The organism is Herbiconiux sp. UC225_62 (assembly GCF_042694625.1).
In the GTDB taxonomy this organism is placed as follows: Bacteria; Actinomycetota; Actinomycetes; order Actinomycetales; family Microbacteriaceae; genus Herbiconiux.
Genome location: NZ_CP170551.1, coordinates 2284752 through 2301782, shown reverse-complemented (window position 1 = coordinate 2301782; position 17031 = coordinate 2284752). Strand labels below are relative to the sequence as shown.

Sequence of the window (17031 nt, the reverse complement as noted above, 5' to 3'; positions counted from 1 at the left end):
ATGCGAACACTCCGCCCCCGACCGCCGTTGAACACCTTCGGCATCGCCTTCGGGCTGACCGGGCTGGCCGGAGCCTGGACTGAGGCGACGCGAGCACTCGCGTCGCCTCAGTTCATCGGCGAGGCCCTCTGGGGTCTCGCTCTTCTGGTCTGGCTCATCACGCTCACGCTCTACGTCGGCCGGCTTCATGGATGGAAGGAGCTCGCGGGCGACCTCACGAACCCGGTACTCGGCCCGTTCGCCGCGCTGATCCCGATTCCACCGATGCTCCTGGGTGCCCACCTCGAGCCGACACTGCCCGAGCTCGGCGTACCGCTCGTGTGGGTGTGCGTGGTTCTGTCGGCTGCATTCGGGTCGTGGTTCATCTCGCAGTTGCTCACCGTTTCACGAGGATTCGGACCCGTCCACAGCGGATACTTCCTCCCGACGGTCGCGGCCGGCCTGCTCACAGCACAATCGCTGGCGATAGTCGGGCAACCGAAGCTCGCCGTCGGCGCGCTCGGAATCGGGATGCTCTTCTGGCTCTTGATCGGTGGGGCTGTGATCGCCCGGTTGATCTCCGGCCCCGACTCGCTGCCGGCGCTGATGCCGACCCTGGGCGTCTTCTCGGCCCCGCCGGCCGTGGCAGGGAACGCGTGGTGGATCATCAGCGGTGGCCAGGGCGGCATGATCAGCGAGCTGCTCGCCGGAGCGATGGCAGCCGTCATCGCACCACACCTGTTCCTCATCCGGAGGTACGTGAAGCTGCCGTTCGCCCTCGGGTTCTGGGCTCTCACCTTCACAGCGGCGGCCAGCGCCACGTTCACGATCCGTCTCCTCTCGCTCGAGAACGCGACGTGGGCGACCGTGGCCGCGTGGGTCGTGCTTGCGGCCGCCACCCTCTTCATCGGCGCGATCGGCGTGCGATCGTTGGCACTCCTGAGGCCGCGACAATCAGTCCGATCGTGAGACACAGTCCAGTCACTGCCAGCAGTGGCCGGGCGTCGAGATAGACGGCCGACTCACGACCCGATGCTGCCAGCACCGCGAGTTCGGCACCGACCGTGACTGCCAGGGCGACCGCGGCCACCAGGGTCGCCGTCGTCACCCCGATGACGACCTCCCACAATCGCTGAAGCACCATCACAGGGAGTCCGGCTCCAAGCGAATCGAGAACCCCCGTCTCCCGTCGACGCTGCACGGAGCGAAGGAGAAGTGACGCTCCGCCGCCGACCGCAGCGAGCAGCACCGGTCCGAAGAGCACGAGCACCGTACCCGACGTCGAGCCATTGCCGGGCGTGCCGCTCGCGCTCGACGCGATCGAGGTGCCGGCGAGAAACGTCACCGGAAGGCCGATCGCCACGACGAAGGGGGTGATCGGTGCCGCACCATCGGGACTGCGTGTCACATCGGCGCGCGCCAGCAGGACTGAGGTCGACCAGCGAGTCGGTACGACCGCCGTCCACGCCCGAGCCGCCGCCGCCATCGCCCTCCGACCCGGCAGGCACAGCAGTGCGACCGCCAAGGGACCGATCAGGAGCGGCTGTGAGCCTCCGGTATCGATCGACGAGGGAAGAGAGATCAGCAGCCGGTAGAGCAGAAGCCCGAGAAGTACCGCGACGATCGCTCTTCCCCACACGAAGCGGCCTCCACCGCTCCGCGGCCGGGAGTCGACGACGTCATCACCGCCGAGGAGCCGAATGGGTGGAGTGCCCGCAGCCCGCCGAGCCGCGGGAACAGCGGCAGCACAGATGAGCAGTGTGACGGCGACGACCGCGACCACGGCCCCCGCAAGGCCCGCGTGCGCGTCGAACGCACCCAGCGACCCGGTGAGGGTGGTCCGTACGAAGACCGGGCCGAACCAGAGACCCAGGACGGCCCCGGGAACGGCGCCGAGCACCCCGACGGCGACCACCTGTACGAACACCACCACGCCGACCTGACCTGGCAGCACCCCGCTCACCTGCCACAGGCCGAAGGTCGGCCGCCGCGCGTCGATCGTGGCACGGGCAACCGAGACCATCACGATCACCAACGAAACCGCGGTGAACGCGATCACGGTGCCGGCGATGGCGAGCAGAGCGAGCGATGTCACGTCGGTGACCGGTAAAGCCGACTCGATCAACGTGGCGGGCACCAACGCGATGAACGAGCCGGCAGCCGCCACGATCGCGGCGGCCAACCACAGAACACGTGAGTCGCGCAGATCGTGCAGCGCGAGTCGCGCGATCATGCTGCTTGCTCCACGGCGCGGAAGACGTCGCGCGCGCTCGGCTGCACCATCTCGCGGTGCACGCGACCATCGCGCATCACCAGAACCCGGTCTGTCTTGGACGCCGCTTCCGGATCATGGGTGACCATCACCACTGCCCGCTCAGAGGTCACGGTCTCTCGCAGCAGACGAATCACCTCGGCGCCGGCTACCGCGTCCAACGCGCCAGTGGGCTCGTCTGCGAAGAGCACGCTCGGACGAGCGACAAGCGCACGGGCGATCGCGGTGCGCTGCTGCTGGCCGCCCGAGAGGGTGCCCGGGTGGGCGCTCCCATACGACTCAAGGCCCACGGAGCGAAGGCTCTCGTCGATCTCGGCTCGTGGCACACGACGCCCCGCGAGGCGCGCCTGGATTTCGACGTTCTCGCGCACACTGAGGGAGGGCAGCAGGTTGTAGGCCTGGAACACGAAGCCGACATGGTCGCGCCGCAATCGGGCGGTGCGCGAGCGGCTCAGAGTCGCGAGGTCGCTCCCGGCGAGACGGACGGATCCGCTGGTGACGGGTTCGAGACCCGCGAGGCAGTACAGCAGCGTCGATTTCCCGGATCCGCTCGGCCCGACGACCGATACGAACTCGCCCGCCCGCACCCTGATCGAAACGTCGTGCAGCACCTCCACCGAGGAACCGCCATTCGCTGCCCGATAGCTCTTTCTCAGGTTCTCTGCCACAACGAGCATCCAGCTCTCCCTCCAGATCGTCCTGGTTCAGCGTAGAAAGCTGCACCGTGAATGAGGGTGGCCTCCCTGGGAGCAGCCCCACGGGCTGCCTGTCCGTGCAAGGGCCATGACCACCCCTGTCGAGTCTCCGTACCGTTTCACCGAGGCCAGCTGATCGGAACGGAGTGTGAGCCATGCAATCACGTGCAGACAATCTGCTGCAGGAACTCCGAGCACTCGGAGTGCGACGGATTCACGTCGCCGATGGCGGAACGATGGCACACATCACGGTCGCGGCCACCCACACGAAAGAGCTCCCCCAGCTTCTGCTGTCGCATGCGGGCTGGGCCGCCCCAGCCGCCGCCGGCGAGGCTGCGGTCACCGGACAACTCGCCGTATGTGCCGGATCGATGGAGCACGCCGGCTTCCTCGATGGCGTGGAGAACGCGATCAGCACCGACGCCGCGGTTCTGGCCATCCTGCTTCTGCCGGATGAGAACGGCAACGAAGTCGCGACTGATCGCATACAAGCACTAGCCGACGGAGGCGCCCGCTGCGAAGTCGTCGACGGCCGGTCACCGCTGCGGGACGCCATTGCGCGAGCGGCAGGTATTGCCCTCGAGGAGCGTTCGATCACCGTCGTCGCCATTCCCATTTCTCAGCTCGCGCTGCCGGAGCTCGCCGGCCCGTTCGGGCTCACTCCCCGAACCACGGTGTCGCCACCAGCGAGAAGAGTGCCTCACGCCGACGACGTGAGCCGGGTGGCACTTGCCCTGAGCGCGGCGCGGAACGTGGTGCTCGTGGCAGGGGGCGGAACCGCAGATGCCCATGACGAGGTTCTGGCGCTGGCCTGCACCCTGCAGGCACCGATCGCACACACCCTTCGTGGCAAGGAGAACCTCGAGTGGGGAAATCCCTACGACGTGGGGCTGGCGGGCGACTCCGGCCACTCGGCTTCTCGCGAAGCCATCGCCCGTGCAGATGCCGTCGTCCTGCTCGGAACTGATTTTGCGTACCCGCAGCTGATACCGCCGAGCGCGACGGTCGTTCAGATCGACCGCGATGCACGCCGGATCGGCCGCCGCACGGCGGTGCACTTCGCCCTCGTCGGCGATGTCGGCGGAACCCTCACCGCGCTGACATCCCAGCTGTCGCTGCGCACCGATAAGGCGTTCATGGTCGAATCCACGGCTCGTCGGCGGATGGAAGACGACCGGCTGCGTTCCGAAGCGGTGACCGCCGCCTTCGACGCAGAGAATGTCGCGGCTCTGCTGAGCGACGTCGCCGGCTCCGATGCCGTGTTCGCCGTCGACATGGGGCCGGAGTGGCACCGCGGCGCGCGTCATTTCCGCACGAACGGAAGCCGTCGGGTGATCGGCTCGATGAGGCACGGTGCGCTGGCCGACGCGATCGCGCGGGCCGCAGGGGCACAGTCCAGCGACGTGGAGCGCCAAGTGATCGCACTGGTGGGGTTACGCGGGGCGGCGCAGCTCGGCGAGCGGCTGAGCGCTCTCGCACGCCTAGGCCTCCCGGTGAAGACGGTGCTGCTGAACCCGTGCCCAGCCACGACGTGGCTATCCGACGATCTCAGCGGAATCGATGTCACACACCTGAACCTGTTCTCGGACGCGCGGTCGGCCCTGACGCGCCTGCTCGCCTCTCGCGGCACCGCCGCCGTCGAAATCGCCCTGGGCGTCCCGGACCAGCGAGATCGGAATTTCCCGCTCCGAAAGCTGACAACCGATTTCACAAACGATCTCTGTTCTCGCCCGGCGGGCCCCCGCCGAAGCGATCACCCCATGAAAGGAAGAACATCATGAGCACCACCACACTGACCGCACCCACGCTTTCGGTCGCTGCTGCGAACGGAGAGACCTACGCCTACCGGCGCTTCGGCAGCAGTTCCGACGACGTTCCGATGATCTTCCTCCAGCACTTCCGCGGCAACCTCGACAACTGGGACCCAGCGCTGATCGACGCGATCGCCGTGCAGCGCGAAGTCATCCTGGTCGACAACACGGGCGTGGGCGGGTCGACCGGCCGCGTTCCGACCACCGTCGCTCAGATGGCACGTGACATCACGGCATTCACCGATGCACTGGGCATCGCCCGGTACGACCTGTTCGGCTTCTCGCTCGGCGGCTTCGTCGCCCAGGAGCTCGCCCTCCTGCGGCCGACCGCAGTACGCTCCCTCACGCTCGCCGGAACCGGCCCCTCCGGCGCACCGCGGATGCACGGCTGGCGCGAAGACATCCGTCGCGAATCGCACCATGACCAGCCCACCGCCGAGAGTCTGCTCTACATCTTCTTCGCCCACACCGACACGAGCCGAGCCCTCGGCGGCGAGTTCCTCCGCCGCATCTTCAGCCGCACCGAGGACCGGGACGCCCCGACCACGCCGGCCGTTCGTGACGCGCAGTACGATGCCGTGCTCGACTGGGGCATCCCGGGTCTTGGACGCCTCGAGCGCCTTCTCGGCATCAGCCAGCCGACCCTTGTTCTGCAGGGCGACGACGACCTGATGATCCCGACACCGGGCTCTCATCTCCTCGCCGGCCTGATCCCGGATGCACGCATCCACATCCTCCCCGACGCCGCCCACGCGTCGATCTTCCAGTACCCGGCCGAGGCCGCGGCCCTGGTCAACGACTTCGTCGACTCGACGAACATCTAGAAATCGGAGAAAGAACATGGGAACGCTACTGGAAAAGATCATTGACGCGCATGGCGGAAGACGCTGGAGCGAGGTCGACCACATCTCGGCCACACGGCACTTCGGTGGAGCGTTCTGGTCGCTGAAATCCGTGCCGGGGATTGCGGAGGAAGGTCGATTCACCGTCGACCTTCGGCGCGAGCACAGCCAGTTGTACAACTTCGGTGACGCGAATCTCCACACCGACTTCACTCCCGACCGGGTCGCGATCGTTCACGCAAACGGAACGGTCGTGAAGGAGTTCCTGCACCCCCGGGCAGCGTTCGACGGTCACGAGCTGATGACGCCGTGGACCGATCTGCACCTCGCCTACTTCACGGGGTACGCCATGTGGACGTACAACACGGAACCGCAGTCGTTCACTCTCGAGGGAGTGGTGACGGAGGAGCTCGGTCCGTGGACCGAGGAAGACGGACAGATCTGGGACCGGCTGCGGGTGACGTACCCGAGCTCACTGGCCACCCACACACCGGTCCAGGTGGTCTACGCCGACTCCGACGGGGTGCTTCGTCGCCGCGACTACTCGGTGGACATCGCAGGGGGTTCACCGGCCGTGGAGTACATGACCGAGCAAGCCACCTTCGACGGACTGGTGCTCCCCCGGCACCGGGAAATCTACGTGCGGGACGACGCTGGTCGGGCCGTACGAGAGCCGCTGCTCGTCTCGATCGACATCGACGACGTTTCTGTCAGCTGAACGCGATCCGTTCGACAGGTCAGTCCTCCCGAAGCCATCAGGCCTCGGGAGGACTGACCTGTCGCAGCAGCTCCGCTGACATCTCGTCTGCCGGCTGCCAGGTGACAACGGCGTCTCCGCTTCCATCCGAGACGGAGGTGCGCTCGTAGGTCAGCGCCATCCTGCCCGCATCATGGGCGAGAAAACGGAAAGTCCCGGTTGCTGTCGGCGGCGCATTCCTCGCCCAGACGCTGTTGAACTCAGGGCTCAATGCGGCGAGTTCCCCCACGATCAGAATGAACTCGTCATCTTCTCCGTGGCGGTCCAATGATGCTCTCAGCGCGGCGGATACGTGTTCACACGCGAGTCCCCAGCCCGCGTCGAAGTGCCTGGGTTCGTCGCCGAGAAACACTGAACGGGCAAGGTTCGCCCCGACGGCGACGGTGGGCATGACAGCCGTGGCAAGCCTGTTCGCAGCGAAGATCGTCAGGTGCTTGTCCAAGCCGAACGCCGGAACGCCCGTGAGGGACTCGATGAACGCGGTGCCCTCAGCACGATCGCGGATTTCCTGACGCTGATTGGGCATGATCTTCAGGCTAACCGCCCGGGGACCGCTGGAGGTGTTCCTCGCAGGGCCAGCCTGCGTCGTCTCGTATCCTGACCCCGTCCGAGCCACGACGCGGCTGCCGCAGATCATTACTTTCAAGGGCATGACCGAATTCACTTCCGCCGACGCGGGCGCGGCGCATCCGATCCTCTCCCTCGCACACATGTCGAGGCTGGCTGCCTACGGCGAACTCGCTTCTGTGACCGCGGGCGAATCCGTCTTCGGTTCGGGTGACACGTCGCCTGACCTCATCCTGGTTCATGACGGCGCGGTCGATGTCGTGCAGCCGGCGACGATGCTGGTCGAGGAGTCGATCGTCGATTCGTTCGGGCCGGGCGAGTTCATCGGTGAACTCAACCTCCTGACCGGGCAACGGATCTTTCTGCAAGGCCGCGTGACGAAGGACGGCACCGTCACGAGGATCGACGCGGCCGGATTCCGCAAAGTGATGGCTGACGATCCTGAATTGTCAGATCTCATGCTTCGTGCGTTCATCAGCCGGCGGCTTTTCCTCAAAGGCGGACAGGGGGCACGAGGTGTCGAAATCGTGGGGAGTGCTCTGGATGCTCGAGCTCTCAGACTCCGCACCTACGCGGCGCGCCAGAGGATCGCGCACTCGTGGATTGACATCGAAAGCGCCGAAGGAGCCGCCGTGGCGCGCGAGCTCGATCTCGGTGCCACAGACCTGCCGGCGGTGCTGGCACCAGACGGCACTCTCAGAAATGCAACTCCCGGCGATCTCGCAGTCCATCTGGGACTCACCTACCGGCCACGCGCAGAGGCCGAGATCGTCGACCTCGCTGTGATCGGAGGCGGACCCTCCGGGCTGGCAGCGGCCGTGTACGGAGCCTCCGAAGGCTTGGACACGGTGTTGCTGGAGGCTGTGTCATTGGGCGGGCAGGCTGCGGCGAGCTCTCGGATCGAGAACTACCTCGGCTTCCCGTCAGGGTTGAGCGGCGAAGAGCTCACCGCACGAGCGATGGTGCAGGCCGAGAAGTTCGGGGCACATCTCTACTCGCCGTGCGAGATCAGGGCACTGAGCACGTCAGGTCCACTGCTCGAACTGGCGCTGGAGAACGGAGCCACGATTCGCGCCAGGGCCGTCATCGTCGCAACAGGTGCGCGCTACAGGTCGCTTCCCATCACCAATTGGGCGGAATTCGAGGGCGCCGGCATCTACTACGCGGCCACGGAGATCGAGGCGAGGGATTGTGGGCAGAGCAGCGTCACTGTGATCGGCGGGGCCAATTCATCCGGGCAAGCCGCGCTCCATCTCGCGTCACGCGGCGCAGCCGTCACGATCGCCGCCCGACGCGCTGACCTGCGCGAAACGATGTCCTCCTACCTGGTCGATCGCCTTGAGGCGCATCCGCTCGTCGAGATCCGCACGCGCACGGAGGTCGTGGGGCTGAGCGGCGGCCGCCATCTTGAGCGAGTCACGTTGACCGATCACACGAGCGGACTGACATGGTCGCAGGACTGTCGCGGCCTGTTCTGTTTCATCGGCGCTGAACCCGCAACGGGATGGCTGCGTGACAGCGGGAGCTATGAACTGCTTCTGAGCTCCGACGGATTCCTGCTCACCGACACCGACTTGCCACCCTCGGCGGTCGGCGCCTTCGATTCATTGGGAAGGAGCCCTCTGCCGTACGAGACGAACCTCCCGAGGGTCTTCGCGGTGGGCGATGTGCGGCAGGGTTCGATGAAGAGGGTCACGGGCGCGGTCGGAGAAGGAGCGAGCGCGGTGCGATCCGTTCACGCTGCGATAGCGGACTACTAGGCGAACCGAGCCAAGTCCCTCAACGTGCAGCTGAATTGTAGTCAAACGCAGATCAGGGGCCTTACGAAAAGGACCCCTGACCAGGCATTTCACTGGCGGTACCGGTGGGATTTGAACCCACGGTGGAGTCTCCCCCACACAACTTTTCGAGAGTTGCACCTTCGGCCGCTCGGACACGGTACCGCAGACGAGTGTACGCGAGCGGGGCCGGTCTCGCCAATCGGCGGCGGGCGCTAGTCTGGCGAGATGGAGATCTCGATTTCCGTGGTCATCCCTGCCCGAGATGACGCCGAGTTCCTGCGGCGCGCACTCGAGGCCCTCGCCGCGCAGACCCGCCCCGCCGACGAGATCATCGTGGTCGACAACGGCAGCACCGACGACACCGCGGATGTCGCCCGCACGCACGGCGCTCGCCTCATCGAAGAGCCCGTACAGGGCATCCTGCGCGCGACCGCCGCCGGATTCGACGCCGCGGAAGGAATGATCCTCGCCCGCATCGACGCCGACTCGGTACCGCTGCCCGACTGGCTCGAACGCGTCGAGAGCGTCTTCCGACGAGCGGATGCCCCCACCGCCTACACAGGCCCCGGCCGCTTCTACGACATCAACGCCGCGGGCGCGTGGGCGGGCAAGACCTTCTACCTCGGCGGCTACGTCACCTGGATGACGCTCTTCCTGGGCCACGCGCCCCTCTTCGGAAGCAACATGGCGATGCGGCGGGATGCCTGGATGCGCATCCGCGACACGGTGCACCGCACCGATCGCCGGGTGCACGACGACCTCGACATCACCTACCACCTGCTGCCCGACATGACCGTGGAATACGACGCAACCCTCGTGATGCCGATTTCGGGGCGCCCGTTCCACAGTTACAAGGGGTTCATGCGGCGGCTCGGCTGGGCCTTCCGCACCATCGGCGTGAACCTGCCCGGACAATGGCCGTGGCGGCGCTGGCGGCGCCGGCGAGCCGCCCGCAAAGCGGCAGCGCGCCGAGTTTCGGTGCATCTGAGCGAGACCGACGCCGCATAGGGCCTCGGTGCTCCTGAATTGCACCGTTACTCGGCGGACGCCTTCGCGTACAGCGCCAGCAGGTCGCCGCTCAATTCGTACGGCGCGTCTTCGCAGGGGCTGTGACCCGTCCGATACACCGAGATGGAGGCGCCGATCGCCTCCGCGAACCGCGCGTGCCGCGCCAGCGGCCACAGGTCGTGCTCGCCCACGGCGACGGCTTTCGGGATGTCGACCGCCGCGAGTGCCGCCTCGAGGTCGGGCGCCCGCATCATGATGTCCATGATGTCGCGATGTGAGTCGCGCCGGGTGAGGTGGAAGCGGTCGCGCACGAACTTCAGGCGGCCCGGGCGCACCCGCAGCACGTTCGCCTGCACACCCCAGCGCATCAGGTTCGCCGCCGCAGCCGGCGTCGCGAAATCGGAGAAGCGGCCGATCCGGCTCACCCCGGCGAAACTCTGGCCCGGATCGGGCGGCGTGCCCAACAGCGTCAGACTCGCCACGAGGTCGGGCCGCGACGTCACGACGACCTCGGCCACCACCCCGGCGAACGAGTAGCCGAGCAGGTGCACCGGCGTCGTGCCGGTCTCCAGGAAGGCGATCATGTCGTCGACGAAGAGGTCGAGCGTGTAGTGCTTCCGCGGAGGGTCGAGGTTCCACGGGCCCGCCGCGTGCGACTCGAACTGCCCGGCCAGGTCGTAGCTCTGCACGTAGTACCCGGCGGCCACGAGCTCGGGCATGATGAAGTGGAAGTCTTCCTTCGACCCGGTGGCACCCGCCACGAGCACGACGCGCGGATGCGACGGGTCGCCCAAGGAGACCACCGCGAGTCGGCCGCTCGGCGCGTGGAAGGTGGACGTGACCGCACCGGCGGGCGGGGTCACCCAATCGATGTCTGGGAGGTTCTCGTCGCGGCTGACCGCCAGTCGCTTCGCCTCCAGGGCCGGGTCCAACACGCACCCAACTTACTCTTTCCGGCGACTGAACCGTGTGTCATCCTGATGCCGACCGAGGAGACGGGCATGACGAAGGACGAGAGCCGACGCCGGCGCTGGGAGACCACCACGTCGGTTCCTCTCGTGGTGCTCTCGATCGTGTTCATCGTGCTCTACACGGTTCAGGTGCTGACCCCTGAGATGGCGCCCCAGGGAACACTCGCCCTCAGCATCACCCTCTTCGTGATCTGGCTCAGCTTCGCGGTCGACTACGTCGTGCGCCTGGTGCTGGCCACCGACAAGGGCGCCTTCTTCCGCTCGACACCACTCGACCTGCTCTCGGTGCTGGTGCCGGTGTTCCGTCCGTTCCTCCTCCTGACCCGGTTGCGCGACATCCCGTACTTCCGGCGGCGGAGCGGAGGCTCCGTGCGCGCGACCATCATCATCTACGCCGCCCTCTTCGTCGTCCTCTTCGTCTACTCGATCGCCTTGGCCGAGCTCGCCGCCGAGCGCGGTGCTCCCGGCGCCACCATCAACAGCTTCGGCGACGCCATCTGGTGGGCCTGTGTGACGATGACGACCGTCGGTTACGGCGACTACGTGCCCGTGACGGTGCTCGGGCGCGTTCTCGCCGTCATCCTCATGTTCGGCGGCGTCGCCATCCTCGGTGTGGCCACCGCCACGATCGTGTCGTTCATCAACGAGAAGATCCGGCCCCGGGCTCGCGAGCACGAGCACGACGACACCCCCTAGAACTGGGGGTGTCACCCCAAGCCGCACCCGACCAGACTCGATTCCCGGTGCGACTCGCCAGCCGGCGTCACCCAAACGTTCACTTTCGCGTGCTTGAGTCGTAGCAGCACCACGGACGGGCGACACCCCTGGAGCCCGCACCTCACCCGAATGGAAGTCTTGTGACTAACAGAACGGCCGAGTACCCGAGGCCGAACCATTTCCTCCTTCACCTGAGCGACACGCACCTCCTCGCCGGTGGCGGCAAGCTCTACGGCACCGTCGACAGCGAGGCGCACCTGCGCGAGGTGTTCGCCGAGCTCGAGGCTTCCGGGGGCCGTCCCGAAGCCATCGTCTTCACCGGCGACCTGGCCGACAAGGGCGAGCCGGATGCCTACGAGCGGCTCCGCGCGATCGTCGAGCCGGCCGCCGCGCGGCTCGGCGCCCAGGTCATCTGGGTGATGGGCAACCACGACGACCGCGCCGCCTTCCGCGAGGAACTCTTCGGCGAGATGCCGAGCGACCGCGCCGTCGACCGGGTCTACGACGTCAACGGGCTGCGCGTGATCACGCTCGACTCCACCGTGCCGGGCCACCACCACGGCCAGGTCACCGATGCCCAGCTCGACTGGTTGGCCGAAGAGCTGGCGTTCCCGGCACCGCACGGCAGCATCCTGGCCATGCACCACCCGCCGGTGCCGAGCGTGCTCGACCTCGCAGTAGCCGTCGAGCTCCGTGACCAGAAGGGGCTCGCCGAGGTACTAGAAGGCTCCGACGTGCGTTCGATCATCGCCGGGCACCTGCACTACTCCACCACCGCCACCTTCGCCGGCATCCCGGTGTCGGTCGCGAGCGCCACCTGCTACACCCAGGACCTCAACGTGGAGATCGGCGGCACGAAGGGCCGGGCCGGCGCCCAGGCCTTCAACCTCGTGCACGTCTACGAGCACACCGTCCTGCACTCCGTGGTGCCGGTGGGCAGCTACCCCGCGCTCGACCACATCACGGCGGAGGAGACCCGACTGCGGCTCGCGACGCTGGGCATCACGATCGCCGACGCGGTCAGCCCGCGGGTATCGCCAGAGCCGCCGATGACGATGCCGATCCTGCTGCCGACGGGAGTGTGACCTCGGTCTTCTCCCACGGGGCCGGGAACGGGAAGTACCGCTCGAGGAACGAGATGACGGCGGTGGTGCGCTCCTCGACCTCGATCTCGGGCTTCGATCCGTCGTTGAGGCAGAACATGTCCATCGACCGCTTCTTCAGCAGCACGTCCATCTCCTTGAGGGCGGAGCGGAGCGTGGTCTCGATGTACTTGACCTTCGCCTCCGTCTGCACCACGGCGCGACCGGTCATCAGCGCGTAGTAGTGGTAGAAGGAGTTCGTCACCGAGATGTCGGTGGCCGAGCGGAACGGGCTCGCAGCGGTGCGCACGAAGGCGTCCGAGAACTCCTGCTCCATCTCGAACAGCACGCTCTTGCGCAACGGGGCCGCACAGTGCTCGAGGTGGCGTGTGGTGACCCGGCCGAAGCGCTGCTGCAAGAGCTCGCGGTTGACGCGCGCCGCGTTCTCGAAACCGCTGCGGTGCAGGGCGTTCGCCCCGAGGCCGATACGGGTGTCGGCCTCGACGAACTTCGTGATGCCGCCGGGCGAGAAGAACAGGTCGGGCTTCACCGGACGCCCGAAGAACATGTCGTCGTTGGAGTAGAGGAAGTGCTCCGAGAGCCCGGGGATGCGGTGCAGCTGGGCCTCGACGGCGTGCGAGTTGTGCGTGGGCAGATCCGACGGGTCGCGGAAGAACTCCTCGCTCGGCATGATCGTGACGCGCGGGTCGTCGGCCAGCCAGGCGGGCCTGGGCGAATCCGTGGCGATGAAGATGCGGCGCACCCACGGAGCGAAGGTGTAGACGCTGCGGAGGGCGTACTTCAACTCGTCGATCTGGCGGTAGCGCGCTTCGGAATCGTCGCCGTCGCCCACCACGTAGCTCGCCATGCGCTTCGCGCGGGCACGCTGGAACTCGATGGCCGTGCCGTCCACCCAGGAGAACACGATGTCCACGTCGAAACCGATGTCGCTGGCCAGCGCGTCGAACATGCCCGCGATGGTCGTCCAGGTGCGACCGAAGAGATCCACCGTGGTCTCGGTCATCTCCTCGCGAGGAATCAGTCGGCGGGTGAGCGAATTCTCCACAGGGGCCTCGACGACATCGCCGTTCTCCCGCCAGAACTCCAGTTGCACCGCCGAGCCGACGCCGTAGCGAAGTCGGCCGATCGGCTCGATGCGCGGTCGGAACAGCCGCATGACACGGGCCTTCGGGTCGCGGGAGAGCTTGCCGTCGGCCACCAGCAGCGCCGGAGCGCCGGGCACCTTCGAGTAGAACGGCTCGCCGGCCATGCTCTCCAGCAGCGCAGCCTTGGCGCGCTTGCGATCGGCCCAGCGCACCGCGAGCACCGGGCGCTCGTCGTTGCCGCGCACGAGAAGGAACGGCACGTGCGCCGCGTCGAGGGCGTCGGCGATGAAGAGGAGATCCTCGATCATCGACTGGCGCGGCGTCGCGTGCCCGTTGATGAGGGTCAGTTGGCCTTTGCGCAGCACCAGGTCGCTGCGATCGAACGCGATCGGATGCGACGACGCGGTGCGCAGAACGGATTCGAGGTGGGGGGCTCCAGATACGTCATCGGTCAAAGTCGCCTCCTTGGGTCGAACGGGTGGGTCTGCTGGGGGTGTCGGTGCTCCTGCCGTCGTCGCCAGTCGTCTCAGTTTACGTCGATCCGGCGTGTGCGGCTCGCTTGTCCGCTCACAGCGCGCGCACCGAGTTGTTGCGGGCGTCGTGGGTGAGCTCCACCAGCCCCAGCTGCTCGAGCAAGGGCGGGAGGTACATGCCGAATCGCCCGCGATAGCCTTTGCGCAGCCCGTACCAGCCGCCCACCGGATTCTGCTCCGAGCGACCCCAGGCCTCGACGGTTCCCTCCGCCGCCGGCTTCTGCTCGTCGGCGGCGCCGAGCGGTACCCAGTCGCCTCGCTCCTTGAGCCAGGCGTGCAGGTCGTCGATGGCGCGCAGCTGGTACTTCAGTGTCGTCGACCCCACCTGGCACACCAGCGTGGGCGGATCGGCGGCCTCGTCGCGGTACATGGTGTAGGCCGACGTGCCGGGAGCGGTCGTCAGCTGCCAGGGGTCTTCAGCGGTTCCGGATGCCATGGATCGCATTGTCCTCCGCGCAGAGCACCACCGGAAGTGCAGGAGGACTTTCGTCCCCCTGTCGGGCCGGATGCAGCGTGTTAGCCTTACCTAAGTAGAGCCTGTTAAAACGCGCTTGTTCTCTTACTGGAAGGGCCCATTTCCCCGATGAGCTACGTTCGATCGAAAGCATTCGACGAGACCGGTTACGTCGTTCTCGACTCCTACGACCAGGCGGCCGATCCGAAGGAATGGCTTGACCTCGAATACGTCGACTGGAAGTCGTCCGGGGATACCCGTTTCGCCCCGCTCACGAGCGCTTTCGGCGACATGGAGTGCAATGCCTTCTGGAACCACACTCCTCCGCGCACCGACAAAGACGGCGTGTGGGTTCAGGCGAACGTCGAGAAGGCACCCATCCTGAAGGCGCGTGCCGAGGAGCCCGGTGCGAACATCGGCCGCTGCCGGGTCATCGAGCTGCAGCCCGACACCTACCCGACGGCGCTGTACAACCTGCACCAGGACGACAACAACCGCCTCAACCCGGATGGCACCGGCTGGATCGTGCGCGGATTCTTCAACCTCTCCGACGACCCGGAGTCGTACCTCATCCTGCGCGAAGACCGCTTCGACCCCGAGACCGAGGTGCGTATCTCGCTTCCCGCCGGTCGCCAGGTCATCGTCGACACCCAGCGCTTCTGGCACGCGGTCTGGCAGAAAGGCCCCGAGCCGCGCTACTGCCTCATCACCTCGTGGGAGTCGGGCCCCGAGCTCGACGCCTACATCGAGAAGTACCACGGCGACCCGCACTTCCCGAGCGCCCCCCTCGATCCGCGGTTCGTCGAGGAAGCGCAGGTCGAGGTGCGCCGCCGCCTCGCCGAGCGTGCCGCCACGCTCGCCGCTCGAGGCAAGGCCGGCCAGGTGCTCGTCGACTTGGATCTCGACGACGACGACTGAGGCGCATCCTCTCCTCCCGCGCTGAACGAACGACGCTGGTTCCGCACACCTCGCGAGGCGGCGGCCGGATGTCGGTGGTCGCCTCTACTGTGGTGCTCATGGCCACCAGAACTCCGAGCGCGTATCGCTGCACCGAGTGCGGATGGCAGACGGCGAAGTGGGTGGGGCGCTGCGGTGAGTGCCAGTCCTGGGGCACCGTCGTGTCGTCGGCCGAGAACGAGGGCATCTCACGCGCCGTGCGGGCCACGGTGCTCGATCAGGCGCGGATCGCGCGGCCCATCACCGAGATCTCCTCCGACGTCGCGGCGCACTGGGCCACGGGCATCGGCGAGTTCGACCGAGTGCTCGGCGGGGGTCTCGTGCCCGGGGCGGCCATCCTGCTCTCCGGCGAGCCCGGAGTCGGCAAGTCGACGCTGCTGCTCGAAGTCGCGGCGAAGGCAGCCGAAGAGAACTTGCGTGTGCTCTACGTGTCGGCCGAGGAGTCGGTGTCGCAGGTCAAGCTCCGCGCCGAGCGGACGCATTCCCTCTCTCCCACGCTCATGCTCGCGGCCGAGACCGACCTGGCCACCGTGCTCGGCCAGATCGACGCGGTGCAGCCCCACCTGGTCATCGTCGACTCGGTGCAGACGGTGTCGTCGTCGTCGCTCGATTCCGCCGCCGGGTCGCCCACCCAGGTGCGCGAAGTGGCGTCCTCGCTCATCCGGGTGGCGAAGGAGCGGTCGCTGCCGGTGCTGCTGGTGGGGCACGTCACCAAAGACGGGTCGATCGCGGGGCCGCGGGTGCTCGAGCACCTGGTCGACGTGGTGTGCCAGTTCGAGGGCGACCGGCAGACCTCGCTGCGCTTCGTGCGCGCGCTCAAGAACCGCTTCGGGCCCACGGATGAGGTGGGCTGCTTCGAGATGACGTCCGACGGCATCGCGGAGGTGCCCGATCCGAGCGGATTGTTCCTCTCGCGCGGGTCGGATGCGGTATCGGGCACCTGCGTCACGGTCGCGCTCGAGGGGCGGCGGGCTCTGCCCGTCGAGGTGCAGGCGCTCGTGGTGTCGACACCGTCGCCCAATCCGCGCCGCGTCACGAACGGGGTCGACTCCTCACGGGTGGCGATGATCCTGGCCGTGTTGGAGCGGAGGGCGCGCATCAAGCTGAGCGAGCAAGACGTCTACGTCTCCACCGTCGGCGGGGTGAAGCTCACGGAGCCGGCCGCCGATCTCGCGATCGCGCTGGCCCTGGCTTCGGCGTCGAACGACCGGCCCCTGGCGCACGACCTCGCGGCCTTCGGCGAGATCAGCCTGGCGGGGGAGGTGCGGCCGGTCTCGTCGAGTCGCACCCGCACGTCCGAGGCCCGGCGCCTGGGCTTCACCACGATCATCGACGACGACGTGCGCCAGCTCGTGAAGGCGCTGGGCCGCGCCTTCGGCTGAGCGCCGTCACGAGATCCGCCCATTTCGATGGAGGTTTCGGCGAGACGCGCCCCAGTCTCCATCCAGATGTCCCATTGCCTTGAAACTCCATCGAGATGGACAGGTCACGGCGCGTAT

Annotated in this window: 16 protein-coding genes and 1 tRNA gene; 10 read left to right on the top strand and 7 right to left on the bottom strand. The window is 67.1% G+C overall.

What is annotated here, in order from left to right:
* Positions 1-948, top strand: coding sequence for a hypothetical protein (locus ACFJGU_RS11175; RefSeq protein WP_382303612.1), 948 nt, complete (start codon positions 1-3; stop codon positions 946-948).
* Here the strand turns inward: ACFJGU_RS11175 and ACFJGU_RS11170 are convergent.
* Entirely contained in the window at positions 884-2212 is a 1329-nt protein-coding gene (locus tag ACFJGU_RS11170) for an FtsX-like permease family protein (RefSeq protein WP_382303611.1), read from the bottom strand. The genes ACFJGU_RS11175 and ACFJGU_RS11170 overlap by 65 nt on opposite strands.
* On the bottom strand, positions 2209-2928 hold the full coding sequence (locus ACFJGU_RS11165; RefSeq protein ID WP_382303610.1) for an ABC transporter ATP-binding protein: 720 nt from the start codon (positions 2926-2928) through the stop codon (positions 2209-2211). The genes ACFJGU_RS11170 and ACFJGU_RS11165 overlap by 4 nt, the downstream gene beginning before the upstream one ends.
* A gap of 254 nt (positions 2929-3182) precedes the next feature.
* On the opposite strand from ACFJGU_RS11165, the gene ACFJGU_RS11160 reads away from it, so the two are divergent.
* The 3 genes from ACFJGU_RS11160 to ACFJGU_RS11150 are packed head-to-tail and all read left to right on the top strand — an operon-like array spanning position 3183 to position 6317.
* Positions 3183-4727 carry a thiamine pyrophosphate-dependent enzyme gene (locus ACFJGU_RS11160; RefSeq protein WP_382303609.1) on the top strand — a complete coding sequence of 515 codons (1545 nt, stop codon included), beginning with the start codon at positions 3183-3185 and terminating at the stop codon, positions 4725-4727.
* Positions 4724-5581, top strand: a complete 858-nt coding sequence (locus ACFJGU_RS11155) for an alpha/beta fold hydrolase (protein ID WP_382303608.1) — start codon at positions 4724-4726, stop codon at positions 5579-5581. Before ACFJGU_RS11160 ends, ACFJGU_RS11155 begins: the two co-directional genes overlap by 4 nt.
* A gap of 16 nt (positions 5582-5597) precedes the next feature.
* Positions 5598-6317: a hypothetical protein gene (locus ACFJGU_RS11150; RefSeq protein WP_382303607.1), complete on the top strand. Its 720-nt coding sequence runs from the start codon at positions 5598-5600 to the stop codon at positions 6315-6317.
* Between the two features lie 37 nt (positions 6318-6354).
* Here the strand turns inward: ACFJGU_RS11150 and ACFJGU_RS11145 are convergent, their stop codons facing one another.
* Positions 6355-6882, bottom strand: a complete 528-nt coding sequence (locus ACFJGU_RS11145) for a hypothetical protein (RefSeq protein WP_382303606.1) — start codon at positions 6880-6882, stop codon at positions 6355-6357.
* A 124-nt stretch (positions 6883-7006) separates the two neighbouring features.
* Here ACFJGU_RS11145 and ACFJGU_RS11140 point away from each other — a divergent pair, with 124 nt between their 5' ends.
* Entirely contained in the window at positions 7007-8683 is a 1677-nt protein-coding gene (locus ACFJGU_RS11140) for an FAD-dependent oxidoreductase (protein ID WP_382303605.1), read from the top strand.
* A gap of 93 nt (positions 8684-8776) precedes the next feature.
* Here ACFJGU_RS11140 and ACFJGU_RS11135 read toward each other — a convergent pair.
* A tRNA-Ser gene (locus ACFJGU_RS11135) sits at positions 8777-8866 on the bottom strand.
* Between the two features lie 63 nt (positions 8867-8929).
* Between ACFJGU_RS11135 and ACFJGU_RS11130 the strand changes: the two genes are divergently transcribed.
* Positions 8930-9712, top strand: coding sequence for a glycosyltransferase family 2 protein (locus ACFJGU_RS11130; RefSeq protein WP_382303604.1), 783 nt, complete (start codon positions 8930-8932; stop codon positions 9710-9712).
* 26 nt (positions 9713-9738) lie between these two features.
* Here the strand turns inward: ACFJGU_RS11130 and ACFJGU_RS11125 are convergent, their stop codons facing one another.
* On the bottom strand, positions 9739-10647 hold the full coding sequence (locus ACFJGU_RS11125) for an alpha/beta fold hydrolase (RefSeq protein WP_382303603.1): 909 nt from the start codon (positions 10645-10647) through the stop codon (positions 9739-9741).
* 66 nt (positions 10648-10713) lie between these two features.
* On the opposite strand from ACFJGU_RS11125, the gene ACFJGU_RS11120 reads away from it, so the two are divergent.
* Both ACFJGU_RS11120 and ACFJGU_RS11115 read left to right on the top strand, forming a co-directional pair.
* Positions 10714-11379, top strand: coding sequence for a potassium channel family protein (locus tag ACFJGU_RS11120; RefSeq protein WP_382303602.1), 666 nt, complete (start codon positions 10714-10716; stop codon positions 11377-11379).
* Between the two features lie 161 nt (positions 11380-11540).
* Positions 11541-12485 carry a phosphodiesterase gene (locus tag ACFJGU_RS11115; protein ID WP_382303601.1) on the top strand — a complete coding sequence of 315 codons (945 nt, stop codon included), beginning with the start codon at positions 11541-11543 and terminating at the stop codon, positions 12483-12485.
* On the opposite strand, the gene ACFJGU_RS11110 is transcribed toward ACFJGU_RS11115, so the two are convergent.
* Both ACFJGU_RS11110 and ACFJGU_RS11105 read right to left on the bottom strand, forming a co-directional pair.
* Positions 12421-14043, bottom strand: a complete 1623-nt coding sequence (locus ACFJGU_RS11110) for a stealth family protein (RefSeq protein ID WP_382303600.1) — start codon at positions 14041-14043, stop codon at positions 12421-12423. The genes ACFJGU_RS11115 and ACFJGU_RS11110 overlap by 65 nt on opposite strands.
* 112 nt (positions 14044-14155) lie before the next feature.
* Entirely contained in the window at positions 14156-14557 is a 402-nt protein-coding gene (locus tag ACFJGU_RS11105; RefSeq protein ID WP_382303599.1) for a DUF6855 family protein, read from the bottom strand.
* A 147-nt stretch (positions 14558-14704) separates the two neighbouring features.
* Here ACFJGU_RS11105 and ACFJGU_RS11100 point away from each other — a divergent pair, with 147 nt between their 5' ends.
* Positions 14705-15493, top strand: a complete 789-nt coding sequence (locus ACFJGU_RS11100) for a hypothetical protein (protein WP_382303598.1) — start codon at positions 14705-14707, stop codon at positions 15491-15493.
* Positions 15494-15591: 98 nt separating this feature from the next.
* Entirely contained in the window at positions 15592-16914 is a 1323-nt protein-coding gene (radA, locus tag ACFJGU_RS11095; protein WP_382303597.1) for a DNA repair protein RadA, read from the top strand.
* Positions 16915-17031 lie beyond the last annotated feature (117 nt).

Excerpts from the sequence above, each read along its gene's own strand:
- ACFJGU_RS11160 (WP_382303609.1), top strand. The coding sequence starts at position 3,183 with ATGGCACACATCACGGTCGCGGCCACCCACACGAAAGAGCTCCCCCAG.
- ACFJGU_RS11155 (WP_382303608.1), top strand. The coding sequence starts at position 4,724 with ATGAGCACCACCACACTGACCGCACCCACGCTTTCGGTCGCTGCTGCG.
- ACFJGU_RS11150 (WP_382303607.1), top strand. The coding sequence starts at position 5,598 with ATGGGAACGCTACTGGAAAAGATCATTGACGCGCATGGCGGAAGACGC.
- ACFJGU_RS11120 (WP_382303602.1), top strand. The coding sequence starts at position 10,714 with ATGACGAAGGACGAGAGCCGACGCCGGCGCTGGGAGACCACCACGTCG.
- ACFJGU_RS11130 (WP_382303604.1), top strand. The coding sequence starts at position 8,930 with ATGGAGATCTCGATTTCCGTGGTCATCCCTGCCCGAGATGACGCCGAG.
- ACFJGU_RS11140 (WP_382303605.1), top strand. The coding sequence starts at position 7,007 with ATGACCGAATTCACTTCCGCCGACGCGGGCGCGGCGCATCCGATCCTC.
- ACFJGU_RS11145 (WP_382303606.1), bottom strand. The coding sequence starts at position 6,882 with ATGCCCAATCAGCGTCAGGAAATCCGCGATCGTGCTGAGGGCACCGCG.
- ACFJGU_RS11100 (WP_382303598.1), top strand. The coding sequence starts at position 14,705 with ATGAGCTACGTTCGATCGAAAGCATTCGACGAGACCGGTTACGTCGTT.
- radA (WP_382303597.1), top strand. The coding sequence starts at position 15,592 with ATGGCCACCAGAACTCCGAGCGCGTATCGCTGCACCGAGTGCGGATGG.
- ACFJGU_RS11165 (WP_382303610.1), bottom strand. The coding sequence starts at position 2,928 with ATGCTCGTTGTGGCAGAGAACCTGAGAAAGAGCTATCGGGCAGCGAAT.
- ACFJGU_RS11105 (WP_382303599.1), bottom strand. The coding sequence starts at position 14,557 with ATGGCATCCGGAACCGCTGAAGACCCCTGGCAGCTGACGACCGCTCCC.
- ACFJGU_RS11175 (WP_382303612.1), top strand. The coding sequence starts at position 1 with ATGCGAACACTCCGCCCCCGACCGCCGTTGAACACCTTCGGCATCGCC.
- ACFJGU_RS11170 (WP_382303611.1), bottom strand. The coding sequence starts at position 2,212 with ATGATCGCGCGACTCGCGCTGCACGATCTGCGCGACTCACGTGTTCTG.